This is a genomic window from Mesorhizobium sp. M0715 (assembly GCF_040320355.1).
Lineage (GTDB): Bacteria > Pseudomonadota > Alphaproteobacteria > Rhizobiales > Rhizobiaceae > Mesorhizobium.
Genome location: NZ_JAMYPL010000025.1, coordinates 43,191 through 65,562 on the forward strand (window position 1 = coordinate 43,191; position 22,372 = coordinate 65,562).

Here is a 22,372-nt window from a genome sequence, read left to right on the forward strand (position 1 = left end):
GAGCCAATGCATCGGCAGGGTAAGGTTTTTCCGCTGTGCATCTCTTTGGTCGGCCGGACAACATGTGGTAGGCTCAACATAGCCTGGTGCGGCGGGCCAAAAAGTTCCTGGATGCGGGAACTTCAAACCCACTGCCGGCGGCCGCGTCCAGGAGGGGCACGACCCATGCCGAACGAACGTGCCACGGTTGTGCAAACACCGGTTGGCGCCGAGCTGTTGACCTTCACGCATCTTGTCGGTCGCGATGAGATCAGCCGTTGTTTGGCCTATACGGTAGGGTTCGTCAGCCCCAGCCCCGATATCGATCCGCTGAAGATGCTGGGGGGTGTCGTTTCGGTGGAAGGCGAATCCGATCCGAAACGTTGGTTCAGCGGTCTTGTGTCCGAGTTTCGCCTGACCCGCATAGAAGACCGGCTGGCCTACTACGAAGCGGTCGTCAGGCCGTGGCTCTGGTTCCTCGGCAACACCACCGATTGCCGTATTTTCCAGAACAAGAGCGTCGTCGACATCGTCAAGGACGTCTTCAAGAAATACAGCACGGCGGAGTTCGATCTGCGTCTGCAGGGTTCCTACCCTCCGCGCGAATACTGCGTACAATATGACGAGACCGATCTGGATTTCGTCCAGCGGCTGCTCGAGCATGAAGGCATCCTGTATTTTTTCGAGCATGACGAGGGCAAACACACGCTTGTCCTGACCGATGCGATGAGCAAGCTGAAGCCGGCGCCGGGCTACGAGAAAGTACCTTATCATTTTGAAGGGCAGGGCTCCCGGCGCGATGTCGAATACATCACCGAATGGATACCGGGCAGTTCGGTGCGTCCGGGCGCCTATGCCCACACCGACTATGATTTCAAGAAGCCGGGCGCCGACCTTATGGCCAAGTCGGCCCAGCCGTTCAGTCACAAGCTGGCCGCCGGCGAAAACTACCGCCAGCCCGGCGCGCATCTCGAAGTCGGCCGGGGCGACAACCTGGCCGCGATCCGACGCGAGGAGATCCAGGCCGTCCACCAGCGTATCGCCGCGGTCGGCACCGTGCGCGGCCTGTTTTCGGGCTGTACGTTCAAGCTCGATGGCTTTCCGCGCGAGGACCAGAACCAGGAGTATCTGGTGGTCAGCGCCGAATACAGGCTGTTCGATCCGGGATACAGAAGCCATGCCGACGTCGACAGCGAGAACTTCAAGGTGATCCTGGGCGTGGCGCCGACCGCCTTGCCCTATCGTCCGCCACGGATCACGCCCCGACCGATCATGCGTGGGCCGCAGACGGCGACCGTGGTCGGTCCGTCAGGCCAGGAAATATTCACCGACAAATACGCCAGGGTGAAGGTGCAGTTCCACTGGGATCGCCTGGGCAAGAAGGACGAGAACAGCTCCTGTTTCGTGCGGGTCTCACAGACCTGGGCCGGCAGCGGCTGGGGCTTCATCCAGATACCGCGCATCGGCCAGGAGGTGATCGTCGACTTTATCGAAGGCGACCCTGACCTGCCGATCATCACCGGCCGGGTCTACAATGCCTCGCAGATGCCGCCCTACGGGCTGCCGGCGAGTGCCACGCAATCCGGCTGGAAGTCGGACTCCTCGCTCGGCGGCGGCGGCTACAACGAGCTGATGTTCGAGGACAAGGCCGGCTCCGAACTGGTCAATTTCCAGGCGCAGAAGGACCACAACCTTCTGATCAAGCATGACCGTACCAAGCTGGTGCAGCACGATCAGTCGGACCGCATCGACCACGACGCCAAGCATTCCGTCGGCCACAACCTCGACGAGGACGTCGGCAACAACAAGACAGTCAAGGTCGGCGTCGACCAGACAACCGACATCGGCAAGAACGATACCGAGACGGTGGGCGTCAACCGCTCGCTTACGGTTGGCTCGAACGAGACGATCGGCATCGGCGCGAACTCGACGGAGACGATCGGGTCCAATCACACGCAGACCGTCGGGTTGATCCAGACGATCACCGTGGGCGCGGCGCGAGTGGATTCAGTGGGCGCAGCGGAAACCCGAAGCGTTGGCGCCGTCCAGACGAATCAGATCGGCGCATCGCGCTCGATGACAGTGGGGGCCGGACAGACTCACACCATCGGAGCGGCGGACAATTGGACAATCGCGGCCGCGCAGAGCGTGAAAATCGGCGCGGACCAGAGTTTCGCCATCGGCGGCGCGCAGTCGTCGCAAATCGGCAAAGGCAGGTCGGCAAAAATCGGCGCTGACGACGCAACCGATGTCGGAGGCGGGCACGCGCTCAAGGTCGGCAAGGGCAGCGGAATCCAGATTGCGGACGACAGCTCGATCAAGGTCGGCAAGAACCTGGTGATCGAGGCGGGTGACTCGATCACACTCAAATGCGGCTCGGCGTCGATCACGATGAAAAAGGACGGCACCATTGTTGCCGACGGCAAGGACATAACGCTCAAGGGCAGCGGCAAGATTACCGTCAAGGCCGACGGCGACGTGATCGTCAAGGGAAGCACCATCAACAACAACTGAGGGCGTCATCATGGAAGTGCTGGATCGTATCGACGGCGTCGTGATCGGCCTGCTGATCGGTTTCGAGGGCGGGGCACCGCTTGTTGTCTTCGTTGGCAATCCGCGCGAGACGGCGATTGCGGCGCGCAGCCTGACTGAACTGGACATTTCGGCGATCGGTTCAGAACTGGCCCTTCTGTTCGAGGAGGGTGATCCAACGCGGCCGTTGGTCGTTGGACGCATCGTCGATCCGGCGCACAAGAACAGGGAGCTGAAAGTCGCTCGCGAAGGCGACCGTGTCGTCATCACCGGAGACGAGCGCATAGAACTGCGCTGCGGCCTGGCGTCGATCATTCTGGAAAAGAATGGCCGCGTGACCATTCGCGGCAGCCAGTTGACGAGCCAGGCCAGCGGGACCAACCGTATTCGCGGTGGGGCCGTGCATCTCAATTGAGGCGTTGCCTATGCACCGCGTCGCGACCATCGCCGCCATCGTGGATCAGCATGCCGAGGACGCGGCTTTCCTGTGGCTGCGCCGTCGTCGGGAGATCGACGGTCCAATCCTCGACGAAACCGATATCGGTCGCATAGACCAGCGTCTCGAAGCCAATCTTGAAGGGCTCATGGCAGCCGGCAAGGCCGGTTGGGAAGCTGCTCAAGCGCGCTTTGCTGACTACGCCGAACCAGGCGAACTTTTCGTGCTCGGCACTCTGGCAATGCGTTGGAGCGATGCCAAACTGGTAACCTCCGCAATCGACGCCGGCGTAAGCGTGGGTGAAGCCGGCTTTTCAAGCTTGTCCGCTGCGATCGCGCGCACGCCGCGCGATAACCTGCGTCCCTTCGTGGCGCAATGGCTGGACACAAGCGATGCGCGACTACGCTGCCTTGGGCTGTCTGCGCTCTGGCATCACCGCGTCGATCCGGGACCGCGCCTGCATGATCTGGCCAGCCATTCCGACGCGAACGTCCGCCGGCGCGCCGTTCGGCTCGCCGGTGGGCTCGGGCGGCGCGACCTGCTTCCGGCAGTCCTGGCTGGCCTTGATGGCGAGACGGCGAGAGAACGTCTTGCGGCCGCCTTCGCCGCTTGCCTGCTTGGTGAGGCGCGGTCCGCGCACCCAGTGATCGACAAGATCGTGCTGACGGAGACGGACCAAGCGGAGGCGGCGATCGAGATACGCCTGCTGACAACGCCGCCCAAGGCCGCGAAAGGTTGGTTGCAGACGCGCCTCGGCCAGCCCCTGCTACGCGTGGCGGCAACGGCGTCGATCGGCCTGTTTGGCGATCCGTCGGTGATGCCCTGGCTGATCGAGAAGATGCGCGAACCGGAACTTGTCTTTGCCGCCGGGCTGGCGATGCGCGATCTGTTCGAGGTGGATTTCAACGACACCGACCTGTTCACGATAGACCCGGCCGATTTGGGGAAGGCGTTTGAATCTCTGAACCACAGCCCGTTGCCTGTCGCCGATCGCGTTGCTGCTTGGTGGGACGAGGGACGGGGCGGGCGCGGCCGCACGCCTTTCCATTCGATGCGCCGGTTGCGGCTCGACGCGTTGCGCGCGGCCATCGCGGCAACCGATACGCCGCTGACCGATTGGCGCAGGACGCGCCGGTTCCCGGCCTGGATGTAATCTATCGGCGGTTCGCCCGCGCCACGACGGCGGCGGCGCGCAATCCGTTCTCGGATGCGACTTCGCACATGGCAATCGATCCCGGCGCATAATTCTGGACAAGACTGTCGGCGGCCAGCATCAGCGCCAGCGCGCCGCTGGCCGCGCCGGTGTCGCCGACCGTCATCGCCGGATAGGCCGTCGCCATCAGGGTGCGGTGCGTGCGATAGAAGCGCGGTCGGGCAATCAGCATCTCCCAGCCATGATAGCGCTCGCCATTGCCGTTCGAGACGACGAAGTCGATGTCGGGTTCCGATGGTCCCGATCCCGAAACGGCGTCGCGCAGCGCGCCGAGCATGGCGCGGCCCTGGCTGTAGCGCTCGGAAAGGATGCTGTCCGTCTCCTGGGCCATGCCGATGCCATGGATAGCGGCCACGACAGGCTCGCGGCCAGGTTCCCGCAGCAGCCGCACGAAGACGGCCGCCTCGCCAGGAACCAGTCCTTGGGCGTTGTCCGCGCCCTGTAAACGTCCGGTCCGGCTGAGCCGGCCGAGGTCGGTGTGGTTGACGAGGCTGTCGACGCCACCGAGCAGCACTTGTGCGGCGCCTTGATCCTCCATCAGTGCAAGCGCCCGTTCTATCAGTCCCACACTTGCCGCCGCGCCGCCGTCGATGACGCACGAGGCGTGGTGGAATCTCAGGCCTGTTGCGTCGACAACCGCGGCCAGGAAATCGCGCGCCGGAATATCAACGAAAGCCGGATGGTTGCGAAAGCTCTCCGGCGTCGTGATGAGCAGCGCGGTGGCCGCCGCGACCCCCGGCTCGCCCGCGCCGAGCGCTTCGTTGATAGCGCGGGCGGCCATGTTGACCAGCCATTCGCCGTCGTTGCGGCGCAGATGCCGGTGAGTGGGTATGCGCGCGACTACCTGTGGCACTCCGAACGGTTCGGCGAGCGTGATTTCCTCGAAGGCCGAAAGGCTCGCCCGAATGGCTGCGATCGTTTGCCGCGCGTTCAGCCCGGCGGGCGTGACGGCGCCGCCGCCGGCGACGTAGAGCGGCCGCTTCATGGCTGCCACACGGCGCGGTCGACTGTGCCGTCGCCGCCACGCGGGCTGAGATAGCTCTTGCGCTTGCGCCGGGCCACGAGAAAGGCGGGCGTGACATGGCCGAAGACGATTTCCCGCAGCGCCGGCGTGTTCCGTTTTGTCACGTGTGAAAAGCGCGCTTTCAGTGTGACGCGCCACAGATCCGGCTCGACAATCACCGTGTCCGCGGCAAACGGACGTTCCTCGACCCGGTCGTCATAGATCAGCCGCACAGGCGCAACGATGCGCGGCAGGCGGAAGTCCCAGCGGCCGTTCGGTGTCATGCCGATGATCGTGACAGTCTCACCGCCATGGATTGCCGGCAGGTGCTGGTCCGCCGGGGCGCACAGATTGTAGCGCGGATCGAAATCCCCGGGAGGCAGTGGCCACTGCGTGTCGATCCAGGCTTGGTCGTAGGTGCCCGCGAGCGGCAGTCTCGGCATCCAACCCCGCCCGAGCGGGCCGAAGCTGGCCGGTCTGGGCCGATCGGAGGGACTGAGATAAGGTTCGGCGGGGTAGGTGACATTCGGGGCTTGTGTTCGCACTGCCGGATCGGCGGACGAGGCATGGTGATAGCCGACGCCGACCGGGTTGCGTCGGTCAAGCCGGCCATCTGGCAGCGTCCCACCATAGGCGCGCTCGTAAACGATCGGCATGGTTCGGAACAGGGCCGGCGCACTGTAGCCGCCGGCATCGTAGATGCGGTCTCCGACAACGTTGAGCACCTTTTGCAAGCCACCGACGCGGAAACCGACCTGCATCTCCGCCACCGGACGGCGGTTCGGCGCGTGCGCCGAACCGTTGACAAGGATTTCGGCGGCCGGCTTATGCGGCGCAATATCGGCTTCGTAGCGATTGGAGGAATTGGCTGGATCGCCGAACGGGATATCCCAGAGCGCGACCGGCATCTGGTCTTCGCAGACGTCCAGTGCCGGTGCGCCGTCGAGCGCATCGAAGCTTGCCGAGAACATGACGACCAGGACTTCCTGGCCGTCGGCGTCGAGTTGCACATGTGTTGCGGTGGCGAACGGCGTGCGATTCTCGATCCCGACCGCGAACGCCATCGCTCAGCACCAATTGCCGTGTTCGTCGAGGCCGATCGGCCAGTAGGGCATCGCGGTCAGCAGCGTCGCATAGTCGTCATGGCCGCCCTGGATCAGCCACTCGAGAAGTAACACTTCGGGAGGCACCGCACTCGACGCGGAACGCCGGTTTTCCTTGTCGCACGCGAGCCAGTACTTGCGCACGAGCCAGACCACCCTCGGGTGGCCGGCGGGGCCGGCAAGCCCCTTGGCCTCGATCGTTCGGAGGATTGCCTCGCCCATCGGCAGGCCGGTCTCCATGCGCTCCTCGACACTCGCGTTCCATGTCTCGGACGCGACAGCGAACACGTCCACGAAATCGAGCAGATAGGCGGCGAACAGGCTGCGATGTCCAGCCGAGCCGGTCCCCGGCGCCGTCCCTTCCGCGCGGCCTCGGACGTCACCGGGCGCGCGCAGCAGCCGGTAGGTCCCGTTCTGGATGTTGTGGTTGACGAGCAGTGCCATCGCTCAGGACTCCTCGAATTCCGGATCTTCCCCGATGGGAATGAAGTCGAACGGCCTCATGAAGTCCGCCAGCTCGGGCTCGGTGTCGCCCAGCCAGGAGAGGAGCAACGTCACGGGTGGGACCGGCCCGTCCCCCTCGCTCCCTTCGGACAACTGCTTGGCCTCGGAGCCCCACATCTCGCTCCTCCCGGGCTCCGGCCCGCCGCCCGAAAGCAAGTCGTTCAGTCGCGTCGTTTCGAAGTAGTACTTCCGAAACAGGGCAATGACCCGAGGGTGACTCGCTGGTCCCGCCGGCCAGCGGGCGTCGACAAGCTCCCTGTTGACTTCCTGCGCACGAAGGTCATGCCACCATTCCAGCAATGGTGGCACGACGATCTTCAACTCGTCTGTCCAACGATCATAGATGTCTTGATACGTTATCGAGATCATTTCATATCTCTATATGCCCAGGCCGCCAATGTGCTTGTTCATCGCATCGTAAAGCTCGCGGCGATCCAGTGCGCGCATATCCTGGGACTGCTCCATGCTGTGAGCATGACAATGCGGCTGGCACGGAAGGTCGCGCATCCGCTGGGCGAAGCTGCCCGGATCGTGGCACGCTCCCATCTCCCACGCGGTCTTCTGCGGCGGCTGGTGATCGGCGATCATCGTGACCTTGCCGTCAGTCTGCCTTTTGATTTTCTTGTCAATGTCCTTCAGCGCCTTGTCCTTGGCTGGGCCTGAAGCCCGACGAAGGATGTTGGCGCGGTCCTTCTTGCACTGCCAGCAGGTCTGCCCCTGCACGGAAGCGCGCTGGGTCTCGGTCGTGGGGGTATAGTCCTCCGAGTACTTGTAGTCGCGCGGGCAGTCTTCCTTCATCGCGTCCTTGCCCAGCACCACCGAGAAGTCGACCATGGCGGACACGTCGACCGTGTTCGGCAGCGGGCTCGCGGTATTCTGCTCCATCGGATCGCCGTGGCGGCAGACTCCCTTGCCCTCGACCTTGACCGTGAACGACCAGAGCTTGAACGAGCCCTTACCCTTGATGCGATGGGTGACCACGCCGGCGCCAAGTCCAGGCGTGGCCGCTTCGTTGCCCGTACTCAGCGCCACTTCGGAAGAGTTCTCCAGCGCCGTCGGTGTTCCCTGCACCTTGACGCTCTTGCTGCCTTTGATGAGATCGCTGGCCGAAAGCATGTTGACATATGGAACCGGCACCGGTCCCGCTGGCGGCGGCGGCGGGCTGAGGCAGACGTCGCCCGGCGCGACGCCCTTGCCGCCGCTTGCCTGGTGGAAGAAGCCCATCTTTTCGGCGTAGACCGTGTTACCCATGGCTCAGGACCCCGCCGTCTCCGGCGATGCCGCGCATCGCGGGCAGGGCATTTTGAGCAAGGTCGTGGATGTCGGCGAAGCCGAACTCCCTGACCTCCCAGTCGTCGCTCCAGAATGCGATCTTGTCGGTCGCGGCGGCGGCGCCCGGAGGTGGCAAAATCTGAAGGCTTTCGGCCAGCCGGGTCTGCGCCCAGTAGTTGTCGACGCAGTTCTGAAGAAGCGAGGCCACTGCATCGTACCACGGGTCGCCCGGCTCCGGCGGGGCCCCAAGCCGGACGATGGCGAACGGATAACGGCGGCCGACGCGATCCTCGCTCATGCGCCAGACGCCGGCACAGGGCTGGTCGCCGAAAATGCCGCCCTTGACGATGAAGCGCCAGACACGCGAATCCAATTCCCCCTCGTCTGGCCTCTCGCGCAGTTCCATCGACATCCACCGGTCCCAGCGGTCGATGAACGCTCGCGGCAAGTTCGCGGCGACAAAATCTCCGGTCGCCGGAATCTTGCCGAAGAAGCCGGTGCTCATATCTGCGGCGGACATGAGAATTTCTTGAACATTTGCAGGTTGTAAGGGTTTTCGACGCTGGCGGCCTTGAGCTCGAAATCGGCGTACATGCCTTTCGTGCCCAGCCGCAGGCTGTAGACATCGGACAGCGAGGTTCCAGTGAATCGGCCGCTGCGCAGCATCCTCAGCCACGCCCAGCTGCCGGTCTCGTTGAGCATGATTTCGGGCGAACCATCGATGGGCTGGAAGGCGAGCGAGATGACCCCGGTGCCGTCCTTGCCGGGCCAGGTCATCGGTTGCGGCCGCGTCGCGTTGTTGAAGTAGACGAGGGTCTGGCCATCGAGATTGAGCGTTACGCGCGTGACGTTCGGAGACAGGTCCTTGGGTTCCAGCGTGAAGCTCATCACCGGTCCTGTACCGCCGGGAAAGAGATCGTCGCGTATCCGCCTGGCCTGCTCGAAAGCCGCCAGCGCCGAAGGGTCGAGGCCGAAATCGGCACGCCATTTCCACGGCTGGCTGGCGGTGTCGACATAGCTGATCAAATGGTCGTTGGTGAACGCGTCGATCAGGCCCGCCGGTCCGAACAGGCGGGCGAAGTCGCGGACATTGACGTCCACCGCGCTTTCGGGACTGAACGGATAGCGGTCGTTGAGCGCCGCCTGGCAGAAGGGCAGGATGTCGGCGCGCCAGATGGCGTTGAGCTCCGAGGTGACCGCCTTTTGCGTCAACCCGCTGGTGTCGCCGGCGACACCGCCGAGCCAGTCGTCGACCGGGTCGGGCAGGATTTGCGCTTGCCTTGCGACCGCCCCCGTCAGTTCGGCGAGGCCGCCTTGCTTCTTGATGGCATCCTGGGGATCGGGATTGGCCGTGACCGTCTGCAAAACGTTGGACAGCGCCGTCAAAGCCACCACCGCGGCGTCGAGTGCTGGCGGCTGGCCGTCGACCTCGGCAATAGCACCTTTGAGCGGCTTGAAGTGTTCGGCCACCAGGTTGCCGGTAAGATCCACCTCGTCAGCTGAGCCCGCGCGTGGAAGCAGCTTTGCCCCCGTTTTGACGATCTTGCCGAGCTTGCCGAGTTTGCCGAGCAGTTTCGAGCCGCCCTTGGCCGCCGCCTTGTCGTCGGCCGGCGCTTCATCGGACCGGGTAAGCTCGGTCTCCTGAACGACCGCCGTGAGCAGGCGTTTCAGCGCTGAATCGGCGCTGGAAAGATCCTTCAGATTCTCACTGGCGACATTGAGGTCGCTCAACGGCGCCAGCCTCATATCGCGCAGGAAGCTGTCCCACTGTGCGATATAGTCGTCGTAGTAGAGCTTCAGGATGTCCTCGGACAGCGCCGACACGGACGTTTCGGAGTTCTCGGAGCAGCCCCCGGCGAAGACCGCCCGATCCAGCGCCGCTTGTGCTGCCACATCCTCGATCCGGTCGAGAACGGCGTCATGGAAGCCTGCATAGGTGAATGCTCCCGAAATGCCGACGCGAAGCGTCTTGCCGGAGCGACGCGCAAAAACCTTGGCGCCGTTGGGACCGGCGAAATTCGCCGGAATCCATTCTTTGAGCCCGGCCACTACCGGATCGGCCAGCAATTGCTTGTAGGCACGCGCCGGCAATGAAATCGTGCATACCGTTTTCAGCGCTTCGGCAACCAGCGCCTGGTCGGGCTCGATATAGCTTTCGTCGACCGTCATCCGGCGGATGGCCGCAAGCTGATGCTCTTCGGCATCGGCGGTTGGAAATGGTGCTGCGGCCGCGAATTCGGGAAGGCTGTTGACCCACCAGTTCTGGGTGTAGTCGGGATCCATCTGCGACAGACCCGTCATCATACGATAGGTCTTGAGAGCGCCGAGCATGAAATCCGGATCGCGGATCTGCCGCCACATGGTGGCCTCGAGAAGGGCCACCATGTGCGGCTCAAGCACGTTGCGCAAGGCGTGATCGTAGGTGTCGGTCTGAGCCCGCACCAGTTCCGCCGAGGCCGATGGCCCTAGCAGATCCTGGACAGCGGCCGGCGGTGCTGTCCGGGCATTTGAGACCGCGTCCATTGCCTCGAGCGCGCCGTCGATGGCAGGCTGCTGCACCGATGCCGGGTTTGCGGCAGCCGAGGTCAACGGCGTCTGCAGCGCTTCGAACTGGCTTGCCTGGGCCGAGATCGCATTGCGGTTGTCGTAGTAGGACCAGGCAAACACCGCACTGGCCAGCAAGCCCGCTGTGGCACAGGCAGCCGCCGCGCCCCGCCAGATCCAGGCGCGGCGGCGTTGCGCCAGCGGGTCGAACGTACCCAGGCCTGCTTCCTTGAAGATGACTTCGGTGAGCAGGTTCTTCAGGAAGAAGCTGCGTTTCTCGACCCTTGGTGCGGGCAGGACCCGCCGTGGCGGAAGACCGAAAGACGACGACAGCGCCGCGGTCAGTCGGTCGATAGGCGCCCCTTCCTGAGTCGCCGACGTCAGGTAGAGGCCGCGCAGCCATGCAGCCTCTTCATACCGGCTTTCGCCGAACATCGCCTCGACCAGCACCTGGATCGGTTCGGACAGGCTTGCGAGTTGGGCAGGAAACCGGAAGATCTCTGCACGGGCGGCGAGTTTTTCCTCATCCTCCAGGCGCGGCACCAGCCGCCGCTCCAGCTCCGTCGCCAGCGTCGAAATTTCGCGTTCGATGGTCTTGGCATCCACGCGCGCATCCAGCGCGAAGGTCGTTCCCCACACCTGCTCGCGCGAGGCGGTGGACAGACCGCCGAAGAAGGCTTCGAAACCCTTAATCAGATCGGCCTTGGTCAGCATCAGATAGACCGGAAGGCGGATTTCGAGCCGGTCGTTGAGCTCGGCCAACCGGCGGCGGATCTTGCGGCCGTGCGCCTTGATGGCTTCGTCGCCCTCCGAAAGCACGTCGATCGAAAGCGCCACGATGACGCCGTTGAGCGCGCGGCGGCCGCGATGCTTCTTCAAAAGGTCGAGGAAGCCCAGCCATTCCGCCGCGTCCACATCGGGCTGGCTCTCCTGCTGCACATAGCGGCCGGCGGTATCGATCAGAACCGCGTTTTCGGAAAAGAACCAGTCGCAGTTGCGGGTGCCGCCGACCCCTTGCAGGTCGTCGGTGAGGTCGATCGGAAAATTCAGTCCGGACTGCCGCAGAGCCGTGGTCTTGCCGGTGGCCGGCGGCCCGACGATCACATACCACGGCATGTCGCGCAGAAACTTGCGGCCGCCCAGCTTGCGGCGCTTCAGTTCGGCCATCACCTCGGCGAACTTGGCACCCACGGCAGCGACGTTCTCTTCGCCGGGGCTCAGCGGCTTTTCCACCGCGGGCGCGGCAATGTCGGCGACGAACAGGCGGTTGGCGCGGATCGCCCGGCGCTGGGCGACGATCAGCCAGATCAGCCAGAAGATGACCAGCAGCGCGATGATGACGATGCGCACATTTTCAGAGGCGAACGGTTCGTAGGCACCGACCCTGACGATCGGACCGAACACCCAGATGACCAGGGAAAGCAGCGTGATGCCGATCAGCGTCCACAGCCAGCGCGATGTCAGAACCGCCCAGAGGAAGCGCAGGATGAACATCTCACAGCCTCTTTTCGACAAGCACCTCGGCGCGGCGGTTCAAGGCTCGCCCCTGGCGCGTGCTGTCGCTGGCCACTGGATCGGTGGCCGCGCGGCCCTCGGAATGGACGCGGTCCCGTGGCACTCCGTTCTGGACCAGCATGTCGGCAATCGTCTGGGCGCGAGCCTCGGACAGCCGCTGGTTGGTCGACAGCGGATTGGTCTTTTGCAGAGGAACGCCGTCCGTATGACCGATCACCGTGATGTTTCCGATCAGCTCCTGATTGGCGAGGATCACCTTGGCGATCGAACCGATCAGAGGCTCGAAGCCTTCGGTCAGTTGTGGCCGCGACGACTGGAACAGTTCGGGGTTGGAGGCCTGGATGATCAGCTTGGCCAGCGAGACGCTCTCGGTGCCGCTGAGGGCGGATCTGAGGTCGGCCGGTGCACCGGCCTGAAATTCCGGCAACAGCGCAAAATCCACTTTCTCCGGCGGCGGGGCCTCGACCTTGGGCGACGTACGGCTGATGTCGCCGCGTGCAGGCGGCGGCAAGGTGCGCACAAGTGCGGAAAGCTCGACCGCCTGGCTGCTCAGTCCCATCGAGAGCCCGATATGGATCGCTGTGGAAACAACCGCCGCACCGAGCGCCATGACCCAGATCGGAACGATGAAGCGCTGCGGCTCGTCGGATGCGATCACGCCCTTCCAGTTTGGCGACAGTGGCGCGCCTTCAGCGTCGGCATCGCGCAGGAAGCGTGCCGCCGCCACGCGAACGGCATTGAGCGAACGGTCGCCTGATCGCCCAGGCACGCGATATTTGCCGCGGAAACCGAGCGCCATGCAATCATACTGCAGTTCCAGCAATTCGCGATCGCGGTTGGGATGGCGTTCCAGTTCGTCGAGACGCGTGAAGAACTGCGTGCCGGCATCGACATCGCCACGCAGCATGACCACAAGCGGCTGCCGAGGCCAGGCGCTGGCCCCACCCCAGGGCGTGTTCAGAGCCAGATCATCGAGCAACGCCGCCACGATCCAGGCTGCCTGGTCGGCCCTCTCCATCGAGGATCCCGTCGACATTGCCATGTCGCGTGCCCGAACCAGTTCTTCGAGCAATCGGGTGCGCAACGTTTCCGGATTCTCCGGCGGCAGCGCACTCTCGAGCTCGGGAGCGAACTCGAGCAAGGGTGCGAATGCGTTGACAAGCGCGTTCGGGTGGGTCCGAGACCGCTTTACCACCGCCCCCGGCAACAGCGGCGCCATCGGTCGCGGCATCGGCGCGCCGGTCAGTCGTATGCGGGTGCGTTCGCGATCATCCGACAGTCCGAACGGATCATCGCGGCTCATGATCTCACCTGTTCACCGAATAGCAGTCCACCTGCGGCTCGCTTGGCAACACGCCCGAAACGCCGATGACAAAGCCGGGAGCATCGAGCAGCGAGGCCCAATGCTCGCTTTTCTGGTCCAGCTCGAGGCACAGCCGATCGCCATCGTAGGGGATCTCGCGCGGCTGGGAATGAAGCGGTTTCAGCGGAATGCCGGGCAATCGCGATTTCCACAGGCCCTCGAACTGGTCGGCCGAGCCGACAGTCGCCTGATTGACGAATATCTTGCGCAGCGCGTCCTCCGACAGCTCCGAACCGACCCGGATGACGATCCGGCTGGCCACCAGCAGCTTCGGGTTGTCGATGCGGATTTTCCAGACATTGGTCGAATGCCGCATGACAGGCAGCGCACGCGATTTAGGCTCGATGTAACGCAGGCTGAGGATGAGCGAGCGCAGCGCATCCGCCAGCGCCGAATAGGCGGGGCCTGGCGCCATGTGATCGTAAGCGGGTAATTCGCCCAGGCGCCGCGCGCTCGATCCGTAGGTCGCCATCGAACCAGCGAGCCCGGCAAGTTCCAGGTAAAGCTCGGCCGGATGGAAGACATCCTGCGCCAGCATGTGGGCGAGCCGCGGACGCGCCGCATTGGCGAGATTGAGCATCAGCAGATCTTCGACGCTGCGCCCAGGCCCGCCCATGACCATCTTGCCATGCGCCTCGGCGATCTGCTCGAGGCCTGTGACAACTTCCAGAAGCAATTGCCGATACCAGGCCACCGCGCCGGTAATCAGTGTCGGCGGCAGGAAGGTCTCGTCCAGAGAGACGCCACCATCGGCTCGAACCCCCTTGAGGTCGGCTATCGGCAAGGCTGTGTAGCCACCGACCGACTTGCCGGGTGCAAGCAGCAGCGCCTGCGGACGGGCGATCTCGATTTCTTCAGGATCTGAACCGCCCTGGACGGCGTCACGCACCGAAACGACCCGCCCGTGATAGCGTGCTCCCGAGGCGGCTGCGTGTGCCGGATCGAAGCCGACACCTCCCGGAGGCTCCAGAGGCAAGGCCACCAGCACCGGCCCGGCGCTCGTGTCCGGGGTGACCGGCAATGGTCGCGGCGCGTCCATCATGTCTGGAATGGAGAAAGGTGTTCCGTCCGGAAAGATGCCCCGTGCGGACAGGATCGAGATCTGGCCGGCCTCCAGCAATGCCTGATCCAGCGTCAGCTGCTGGAAGCCGAACGTATGCAACTGCCCGGCCTGCAACGCGCCGCGCACCGTCGCCTCGAAAAAGCGATCCTGCTGCTGGAAATGCTGGGTCCGGAGAAACAGACCTTCGGACCACAGCACCCTGTTTGCATCGCTCATGCCGCTACTCTCTGCATCGAGCTCCCCTTGCCCTGGCCGTTAGGCGGAAATGCCGCCGCTGCCAAGCGAGACGTTGACCGTAAATTGTGATCCCGCCGACACTGACTTGGTCGTCCGCCAGTTCCGGCCGCCGGGCTCGCGGATCAGTGCAACGAAGCCCAGCGCCGTCGCGTCCGGCTCGACCGTGATGGTCTTGGACGCGGTCTTTCCCGGCCCGACGGCTATCTGGTCGGATCCGATGAGGTCGCCTGCGAGTGCCGAACCGGCATCCCCCTGCAAGGCAAAGTAGTCGGCGGAATTGAATTTGCCGGTGCTGCGCAGCCGCATGACGAGGACCGTCACCGGCCGGTCGCCGCCGCCCGGTCCCGGGTTCATACCGGCCCCGCCGGTCAGTTTGACGGTGATCACCGATGGTTTCGGCGGCCCGCTCTGGCAAGCCGTAAGCAGCCCGGTTGCGCCCAAGGCGACAATGAATTCGCGTCGATCGATCATGTCTCACTCCTCCTCATATGCATCCCGAAAATCAGCGCCGATTTCGCCCAGAAAGCTTTTTTCCGCGCTCTCGGCGATTTCACGGTGGCGTTTCTGGTAAAGCTCCCACAGCTTGGCGCTGCGTCCGCCCGAAAGCAGCGTGCCGATCGCGGAATTCGATTTCAGCTCTTCCTCGATCGCTGTCGGGTCAAAACGGTCAATCATCCGCCGCAAGGCGCCCTGTACGCCGCGCCAGGCGCGCACGTGATGTTGGGCGAGGTCGCGAACCGCGTCGGCGATTGCCGCTTCGCCGGCGAGAAATCCAGGGCTGCGCTCGGCGAGAAGCGTGACGATGGCGTCGTCGACCGTCGGCAGAAACTTGAGCGGATTGACTTCGGAAGCCCCAACCATGGTCTGGGCGACGCGAGCGTTTCCCTTTTCCTCGGCCCGTTTGCGCAGAAGCTGCATCAGGCCTTCCATCATCAACCGATATTCGCGGCCAAACTTCTCCATTTCCGCAATGCTGTCGCGCTCGGGGAAATCGGCTTCCTCGACACCCATGCCATGCAGGAATGCGGAGCGGAGCGCCATGTCCCCCAGTTGCGGCGCTGCCGGCAGGCGGGCGGGTTTGGCAGCAGCACCTGCCCGCGCCGGAGGCGGGACGTCAGCCGCTTGCGCGGGCAAATCCCAGGGATTGGCGGATTGTGGTCGTTGGGCGATGCGCTCGCGCTGCCCGGCCGAGCCGGTGCCGTTTGCCGAACCGGGCGCCGCGGCCGATCCGAAACCAAAATCATCCTTGAAATCGGACGGCTTTCCATGAGCGGGCTCGGCTCCCCGGCTGGGAGACGGCACGGGGTCGAGGCCGAAGGGGTCCGCCTGGTTCGCCGCGCCGCCCGGTTCGCGGTAAGAGGCGGCATTTTTCGACACAGGCGTTGAAACCGGATCGAGGCTGAACGGGTCATCGAAACCAGGCGAACTGCGCTGGCCGGAGGTGGCACGCTCGAACGCGCCTGGAACCGGCCGTTCGAACGGGTCCGGCAAATCCGCCGGACGTGGCCGTCGCGGCTCTTCTTCGACCGTGGCGGAAAAGAAGTCGTCGTGGCCGATGCTCACCGGCGCCCGGGATGCCGGCGGCAGGCGTTCCGGAGCCGGCTGGCCGGCTGTGGGTGCTTGGGCGGTTGGCGTCTGCAGATCGACATAGACGACGTAGTCGCCCAGTCTTAGCCGCATACCGCTTTGAAGACGCGTCGACTTGCCGGCGCCGAGCGGGCTGTCAGAATCGTTTATGAACAATCCGCTGCTTGACGTATCGGTGACGAAATATCCATCTCGCCCGCCCGAGATCCTGCAATGAGCTCGCGAAACGAACATGTCGGGATCGTCGATCTGCCAGCCTGCGTCCGCGCTGCGGCCGATCACCAGGTCGCCTTCGTCCAGCCGGGTGTGCCGTACGGCCTGGGTGCGTGGCCCTTGCTCCAGCGTCAGCAGCAGGCTCATGTCGCGACCCCCGCCATTTCCGGCTGCCATCCGACGATTGTGCGCAGCCGCAGATCGTCAGCATCGCCCCTTTCGGCGGGCCGCGCAAGCCAGGCGGTCCGGCCGAGCTGGACCGCGCCGATACGCGGCGGCGGCACGGCTTCCCGCGCAAGCACGATGCGCAGATCGACGTCGAGCGATTCCCCGACCATGTCGCGAACGGCTTGCTTGAACAGTTTGAACCGCTGGCCACCGGGCAGGAACGCCTTGAAGTCCTCGTACCCCAGCGGGCCGACACGGAGCTCGATTCGGCTTTGGCGGTTGAAAACGCGCGGGCCGATTGTCGCTCCTCGGCCAAGCCCTGCATAGGCTTTTGCAAGACGGGTCTGGAGCCCGGTTGGGATGATTATCCAGGCGGCGATGAACTCCTTAATCTGAACCGGCACCTTGAACGCTTCCGCCAGGAACAGCGTCAGCCGTTCCGGGCCGTCGACCTGGCTGGCGAGCGAAGCCGCCTGGCGAAGCTTCACCGTATCGAGATCGGTGTTCTGGGTGCCCGGAAGTCCTATTCCCGCCATGGCTTCGAGCATGGCGCGAACGCGCCCGCCGACCGCGCGTTCGACCTGTACGGCCGGATGCGCATCCGCCCATGCCCGATAATACAGGGCGATCATGCGGTGCTGAAGAATGTTGACGAAGTCCACGAATGTCGTGTCGCTGGTTTGCTGGGCATCGGCGCCGGTGAACCAGCGCTGCGACAGACGATCGAGCACCCAGCGTGTCAGATGCAGCGGCAGCGGACCTTCGGGTCCCATCAGGCCGAGATTTGCGACGGTGACCCTGGCCGGAGCCTTGTCCTTCGCGTCGTGGAATTCAACCACGTCCCTGGCCGAAAAGCTAAGACGCACATGCTGTCCGAGCCTTGCAGGCTCGCGCTCTGGCGAGCCGGAATAGCCGAACAGCCCGCCCCTCCGTTCGAGTCGGCGCAACAGTTCGAAGAAGTCGAACGTCCCGGACAGCGCCTCGGCATGGTTCGGGTCGACTGTGTCTAGATCAGGTAGCGATTGCCGGGCGTCATCGGCCATGGCACATCCTCCTGCTTCTGCAGCAGCCGCGTACGGGTTCGCACGAAGCCGTTTATCCCGGCATGCCGGGCAAACAGCCGTGCCAGCAGGGCCGAAAGCAGCAATGTGCTTTGCCCTGCCAGGACCAACTGGTCGACATGCAATGTTACTTCCGTGCCACGTCCAAAGCACATCGGGCCGTCGATCTGCAGCCGTTCGATGACCGACCGCGAGTCGATGCGAACGATCGAATGCACGTTGCGGGCAAGGCTCGGATCTCCCCGGTCGGCGTAAAGATCAAGCAGCGCATGCAGCGGATCGACGCCGCGGCCTTCCTTGGCAAGGCTGAGAAAATTGAGCGCCAGTTGCGCCACCAGCCGCCAGGCGAGATTGTCGGCGCGCGATTCGCCCGCCGCGCCCGAAGGCAGCGCCGCGGGGATGGCCGGGCGAGGCGGACGCAACGCGCCGAGAAGCCGCACCGTTTCGACCGGGTCGCCGGCCTCCAGCGTCAAAGTGGGATTGTCATCGAGGATCGGCAGATCGCGGTTGGTGCAAAGCGCCACGATGTCGACACGCTTCAGCGACCGGTTCGCCTGGCTTTCCACCGGGCGTGAAATTGCCAGGAAAACATCGTCCCCTGCGTAGGAGGTGCGGGTCAGCCCGTCGCGCCGCTCGTCTTCCGTCGCGCGACGAGGACGCCGCTCGGTCGAGTAGACCCAGCCACTGCCACGATTCTGACCCAGGCTGAAGAGCTCCGGAATTTCGGCATCGCTGCCCCCGGTGTCGGCGTCCTCCACGCGGATGACCCGATAGATTTCGAAGTCACGCGCCCGCGTTCGGTCGGCATGCAGCACCTGGCGCGTCCTGCGCGGATCAAGCTCGATGACGTTGCACTCACGCTCGAAGAGATTGATGATCGGCGTTGCGAAAAGTTCGAAATCGGCCGGGGTCAAGTCGGCAAGCTCGGGCACTGGACGCCTGAACATGAAGATGATCTCGAGCCCGGCGGCGCATCGGCGCACGACGGGCTGCAGTCCGGAAACCCGCGCATAGTGAAAGCGCTCGGGCATCATGAAATATTCGCGCAGCAGACGGTACCCCTCGAATGTCGGACGGGTCCGAGGCATCAGGGCTTCGTCGTCGCTGATGCCGATCATTTCGGGTTCCGGCAAGGGCGATACGGGGTTGGTCTTGCCTTCCGCGCGTGCGCCAACGGCCGAACAAGCGCCAAAAATCGCGTCGAGAATCAAGGGTGCCTTGGTGCGCCCGGAAAAATAGAGATCAAGCTTGTCGAGCGACAATTCGTCGAGCCTGCCTTTTCCGGTTCGGGCCAGCACGATGCGGAGCGCCGCCTCGCCGGCCACACCGCCGATCGGCCCTATGCCGGCCGCCGCCAGCGCGCTGCGATCTTGAAAATAGCTTACCGAAGTCACCGCTATCGGCCACAGCGTGACGTCCTGGGCGGTGGTGAAGGTGCAGCGCGTCGAAAGGCCGGGCTGCAGGCCGGAAACCAGCCGGGTGTTGCGCTTGACGACATGGCCGGCAACCATCGTCTGGACCTGCTGGCCGGGTTTCAGCACCACCATAGCCGTTGCCGGCGCCGGCGTGACCAGATCGGGATAGAGGACATCCAGCACGCTGCGTGAAAACCGCGAGCGCTCGGCATCGACTTTCAGCCGGGTGCGCGCCGCGAGAAAAGCGACGCCGTCAAGCAACCGCTCGACATACGGATCCGGACACGGCACCGTGTCGAGGGAGAGATTGCGCGCCACCGCCGGATGCAGGTCGGCAAATTCCGCCGCCAGCGCACGGATATGGGTCAGTTCCTCCTCGTAATATTCCACGAAGACCCGATCCATCTCAGGCCTCCCTAAATTCGGTCCGCGCCAAGCCGTTGTCGAGATTGATCGTGGTGCGCAGACGCATGCGTTCCGGCGTCGGCGTCATGATCAGCACCGCGTCAATCTCGATCTTCAAACCCACGCTCTTGTCGCCAAGCGTCACCGTGACCTTCGTCGTACTTTCCTTGAGGCGTGGCTCGAAGGTAGCAAGCACCGAGCGGATCTCGCGGGCGAGCGCCTCGCGATCAAAATCGCGGGAGGAACGGCCCGAAAAGGAGGGCACGCCGTAGTTGATCACGCTTCGGCGCACCTCCGGGAAATCGGCGAGCGACGGCGGGTTGTCCGCTGCCTGCTCGCTTTCGAGATCGGAAAGAAGCGGAACAGCCTCGAAACGCTCGGTGTTGAACAGGGCCTCGATATCGCGCCGCACGGCCTCCCGGAGCACGCGGGCCGACACGACCACGCCGCGGCTTTCCATCTCCACGCGATGCTGGATCTGAAAGGCCAGGCGGTGCAGGCGCCGCTTCTGATCGGCCGTCAGCTCCGCATCGGCATCGATGAGCCGCGCGCTGCCCGCAACCAGACCCTCCAGCCGGTCGGCGCCGAGTTCGTCCTGCAAGGCCTGGCGCAGCCCGTCTATCTCGGAGGTCATGCCCGGCAGGTCGTTTACGAGGCGGTCCCAGAGAGAGGGCTGGACCGCTTCGCGTTTTGCTCGCGAACCAGCGGTGACCTGCAGCTTGTCCGCGTCGGGCCGCCGGCCCTCACTTGCCGACATAGACATCCATTTCGATTTCGTCATTGCCGTCATAGACGAACTTGATCTTCTTGTAGGCGAAGCTGACCTCTTCCTCGATCAGGTCTTCCTCATCCTCCGCCTGCGACAGGTCGTATTCCATGATCGAGGCGTCGGTGAGGGTGACGACCAGGTAATCATTCGTCTCGCCATCGATGGTCCGGCGAGCCGAGAACACCACTTCGTCCAGCGCCTTGTTCTCGAACAGTGCTTTCTTCAGATAGGGCGAGGACTTGTCGTAGTGCTTGGTGAACTTGATCATTCCCAAGGAGACACGGCCGCGGCGCGAGAGCGAATTCGGATCGTATGGCGCGACTATCTTGTAATCGACCCCATGGATTTCGATTTCGTCCTCGTGGCCGTCACGAACGCTTGGGCCTTTGATATCCGGAACTTTTAGAAAGCCATCAATCTTCGTACCTGTGGGCATTGTCTTTCTCCACCGCTTTCAAAAAACCAAGATGGTGTTGCTGCAATTCAAGTCTTCACGGACGGTAGTTCCGAGACCAGTCGGAGCGAGGCATTGATGCCCTCGAGCTGGTAATGCGGACGCAAATAGAAGCGGGCGTTGTAATAGCCCGGCCGCCCCTCAACGCTGTCCACCTGAACCTCGGCCGCGGCAAGCGGGCGCTTGGCGCGCGCCTTGTCGTCGGCGAAGGCCGGGTTGGCCAGCACATATCGGTTGATCCATTCGGTCAGCCAGATCTGCATGTCGGAGCGCTCTTTGAACGAGCCGACCTTGTCGCGCGCAATGGCCTTGAGGTAATGCGCAAAGCGCGAGACCGGGAAGAGATAGGGCAGGTTGGCACTCAGCCGCTCATTGGACTGCGCGTCGGGGTCGACCAGCCGCCCCGCCCGCGTCTCGTCGTCCTGCAGTGAGTGTGCGCCGATGAAGGCCGCGAGATCGGTGTTCTTTCGATGCAGGATCGGCATCAGGCCTAGCTTGGCCAGTTCCGCTTCGCGCCGGTCGTCGATGGCGACTTCGGTCGGACATTTCATCGCGATCGATCCGTCATCGGTCGGGAAGCTGTGCACCGGCAGGTTAAGCACCGTGCCGCCATTCTCGACGCCGCGGATCTGCGTGCCCCAGCCATAGAGCTTGTGGCTGCGGTTTATGTTCACGCCCATAGGGAAGGCGGCGTTCATCCAGACATATTTGTTGTGATCGCCCTGCACCTCTTCCTCGAAGGTGAAGCCCTTCACCGGAACGGTATCCGTGCCGTATGGCAGCCGCGCCAGAACACGCGGCATGGTCAGGCCGATATAGCGAGCGTCCTCGCTCTCGCGCAACGACTGCCACGAGGCATAGGCCGGGTTGGAGACGATCTGCTGGAGATCTTGCGGGTTCGGCAATTCCTGCCAGCTGTCCATGCGGAACAGGCGCGGCGAGGCGGCTGCGATAAACGGCGTGTGTGCTGAAGCACAGATGCCGGAGATGTTACGCAACAAACCGACGTCGCGCGGGTGGTTCGAGAATTCGTAGGCGCCAATCACACAGCCGATCGGCTCGCCGCCAAGCATCGAATACTCGTCCGTATAGACTTTCTTGAAGATCGGGCTCTGATCCCACATCTGGCCTTCATAGTCTTCGAGCGTGTCGGCCAGTTGCTCCTTGGAGATGTTCATCACCCGGATCTTCAGCTTCTGATCCGTCTCGGTGTTGTTGATGAGATACCAGAGGCCGCGCCATGTGCCTTCCATCTCACGCACTTCGGGCGCGTGCAGGATCTCGTTGACCTGTGTCGTCAGCATCTTGTCGATGCCCGCGATCAGCGACTTGATCGACTTGATCGCATTGGAGGAGATGGTGGTGGTCTCGGAACGGGACTGCGCCGCGAGTGCGAGATTGCGCACGAGTTGCTGCAGTTTCTCGCTGTCGTCCTTCTTGACCTTGAAATCCTTCTCGAGAAGCCCGCTGAATTCTCCAAGATCTATGGCTTCCGCCTCGGCGGCGACGGCGGCGGTCTTTTGCTGTTCGGCCATG

General features: G+C 63.7%; 19 protein-coding genes. 3 read left to right on the top strand and 16 right to left on the bottom strand.

The window, feature by feature from the left end:
• The first annotated feature begins 165 nt into the window (after positions 1–165).
• From NKI21_RS25440 to NKI21_RS25450, 3 genes are read left to right on the top strand one after another with little or no spacing between them, the layout of a single operon-like run.
• Entirely contained in the window at positions 166–2,493 is a 2,328-nt protein-coding gene (locus tag NKI21_RS25440; RefSeq protein ID WP_023809159.1) for a type VI secretion system Vgr family protein, read from the top strand.
• Between the two features lie 10 nt (positions 2,494–2,503).
• Positions 2,504–2,926: a DUF6484 domain-containing protein gene (locus NKI21_RS25445; RefSeq protein ID WP_378978123.1), complete on the top strand. Its 423-nt coding sequence runs from the start codon at positions 2,504–2,506 to the stop codon at positions 2,924–2,926.
• 10 nt (positions 2,927–2,936) lie between these two features.
• Positions 2,937–4,100, top strand: coding sequence for a hypothetical protein (locus NKI21_RS25450; RefSeq protein ID WP_023809157.1), 1,164 nt, complete (start codon positions 2,937–2,939; stop codon positions 4,098–4,100).
• Position 4,101: 1 nt separating this feature from the next.
• Here the strand turns inward: NKI21_RS25450 and NKI21_RS25455 are convergent, their stop codons facing one another.
• Genes NKI21_RS25455 through tssC form a run of 16 tightly spaced genes read right to left on the bottom strand, consistent with a single transcriptional unit; the run spans position 4,102 to position 22,371 of the window.
• Entirely contained in the window at positions 4,102–5,145 is a 1,044-nt protein-coding gene (locus NKI21_RS25455) for a hypothetical protein (RefSeq protein WP_352867957.1), read from the bottom strand.
• A complete protein-coding gene (locus tag NKI21_RS25460; protein ID WP_050592625.1) occupies positions 5,142–6,227 on the bottom strand; it encodes a DUF2169 family type VI secretion system accessory protein in 1,086 nt (361 codons plus the stop codon). The genes NKI21_RS25455 and NKI21_RS25460 overlap by 4 nt, the downstream gene beginning before the upstream one ends.
• A 3-nt stretch (positions 6,228–6,230) precedes the next feature.
• Positions 6,231–6,710, bottom strand: coding sequence for a hypothetical protein (locus tag NKI21_RS25465; protein WP_023809154.1), 480 nt, complete (start codon positions 6,708–6,710; stop codon positions 6,231–6,233).
• A 3-nt stretch (positions 6,711–6,713) separates the two neighbouring features.
• Positions 6,714–7,139, bottom strand: a complete 426-nt coding sequence (locus NKI21_RS25470; RefSeq protein ID WP_023809153.1) for a hypothetical protein — start codon at positions 7,137–7,139, stop codon at positions 6,714–6,716.
• 9 nt (positions 7,140–7,148) lie between these two features.
• Positions 7,149–7,994, bottom strand: a complete 846-nt coding sequence (locus NKI21_RS25475; protein ID WP_196815287.1) for a DUF4150 domain-containing protein — start codon at positions 7,992–7,994, stop codon at positions 7,149–7,151.
• A 19-nt stretch (positions 7,995–8,013) separates the two neighbouring features.
• Positions 8,014–8,562 (bottom strand): type VI secretion system-associated protein TagF, encoded by a 549-nt coding sequence (gene tagF / locus NKI21_RS25480; protein ID WP_023809151.1) that lies wholly within the window; start codon positions 8,560–8,562, stop codon positions 8,014–8,016.
• Positions 8,544–12,080 carry a type VI secretion system membrane subunit TssM gene (tssM, locus tag NKI21_RS25485; RefSeq protein ID WP_352440780.1) on the bottom strand — a complete coding sequence of 1,179 codons (3,537 nt, stop codon included), beginning with the start codon at positions 12,078–12,080 and terminating at the stop codon, positions 8,544–8,546. Before tssM ends, tagF begins: the two co-directional genes overlap by 19 nt.
• A gap of 1 nt (position 12,081) precedes the next feature.
• Positions 12,082–13,404 (bottom strand): type IVB secretion system protein IcmH/DotU, encoded by a 1,323-nt coding sequence (gene icmH / locus NKI21_RS25490; RefSeq protein ID WP_023809149.1) that lies wholly within the window; start codon positions 13,402–13,404, stop codon positions 12,082–12,084.
• A 4-nt stretch (positions 13,405–13,408) separates the two neighbouring features.
• A complete protein-coding gene (gene tssK / locus NKI21_RS25495) occupies positions 13,409–14,743 on the bottom strand; it encodes a type VI secretion system baseplate subunit TssK (protein ID WP_023809148.1) in 1,335 nt (444 codons plus the stop codon).
• Positions 14,744–14,782: 39 nt separating this feature from the next.
• Positions 14,783–15,235: a type VI secretion system lipoprotein TssJ gene (gene tssJ / locus NKI21_RS25500; RefSeq protein ID WP_023809147.1), complete on the bottom strand. Its 453-nt coding sequence runs from the start codon at positions 15,233–15,235 to the stop codon at positions 14,783–14,785.
• A gap of 3 nt (positions 15,236–15,238) precedes the next feature.
• Positions 15,239–16,711, bottom strand: a complete 1,473-nt coding sequence (tagH, locus tag NKI21_RS25505; protein WP_023809146.1) for a type VI secretion system-associated FHA domain protein TagH — start codon at positions 16,709–16,711, stop codon at positions 15,239–15,241.
• Positions 16,708–17,775, bottom strand: a complete 1,068-nt coding sequence (gene tssG / locus NKI21_RS25510; protein ID WP_352440779.1) for a type VI secretion system baseplate subunit TssG — start codon at positions 17,773–17,775, stop codon at positions 16,708–16,710. The genes tagH and tssG overlap by 4 nt, the downstream gene beginning before the upstream one ends.
• Positions 17,739–19,613, bottom strand: coding sequence for a type VI secretion system baseplate subunit TssF (gene tssF / locus NKI21_RS25515; protein ID WP_023809144.1), 1,875 nt, complete (start codon positions 19,611–19,613; stop codon positions 17,739–17,741). The genes tssG and tssF overlap by 37 nt, the downstream gene beginning before the upstream one ends.
• A gap of 1 nt (position 19,614) precedes the next feature.
• Positions 19,615–20,370 carry a type VI secretion system baseplate subunit TssE gene (gene tssE, locus NKI21_RS25520; RefSeq protein WP_023809143.1) on the bottom strand — a complete coding sequence of 252 codons (756 nt, stop codon included), beginning with the start codon at positions 20,368–20,370 and terminating at the stop codon, positions 19,615–19,617.
• The gene (locus NKI21_RS25525) at positions 20,357–20,818 is read right to left on the bottom strand and encodes an Hcp family type VI secretion system effector (RefSeq protein WP_027035516.1); all 462 of its coding nucleotides are present in this window, start codon (positions 20,816–20,818) and stop codon (positions 20,357–20,359) included. Before NKI21_RS25525 ends, tssE begins: the two co-directional genes overlap by 14 nt.
• A 47-nt stretch (positions 20,819–20,865) precedes the next feature.
• The gene (gene tssC, locus NKI21_RS25530) at positions 20,866–22,371 is read right to left on the bottom strand and encodes a type VI secretion system contractile sheath large subunit (protein ID WP_023809141.1); all 1,506 of its coding nucleotides are present in this window, start codon (positions 22,369–22,371) and stop codon (positions 20,866–20,868) included.
• Position 22,372: the final 1 nt, after the last annotated feature.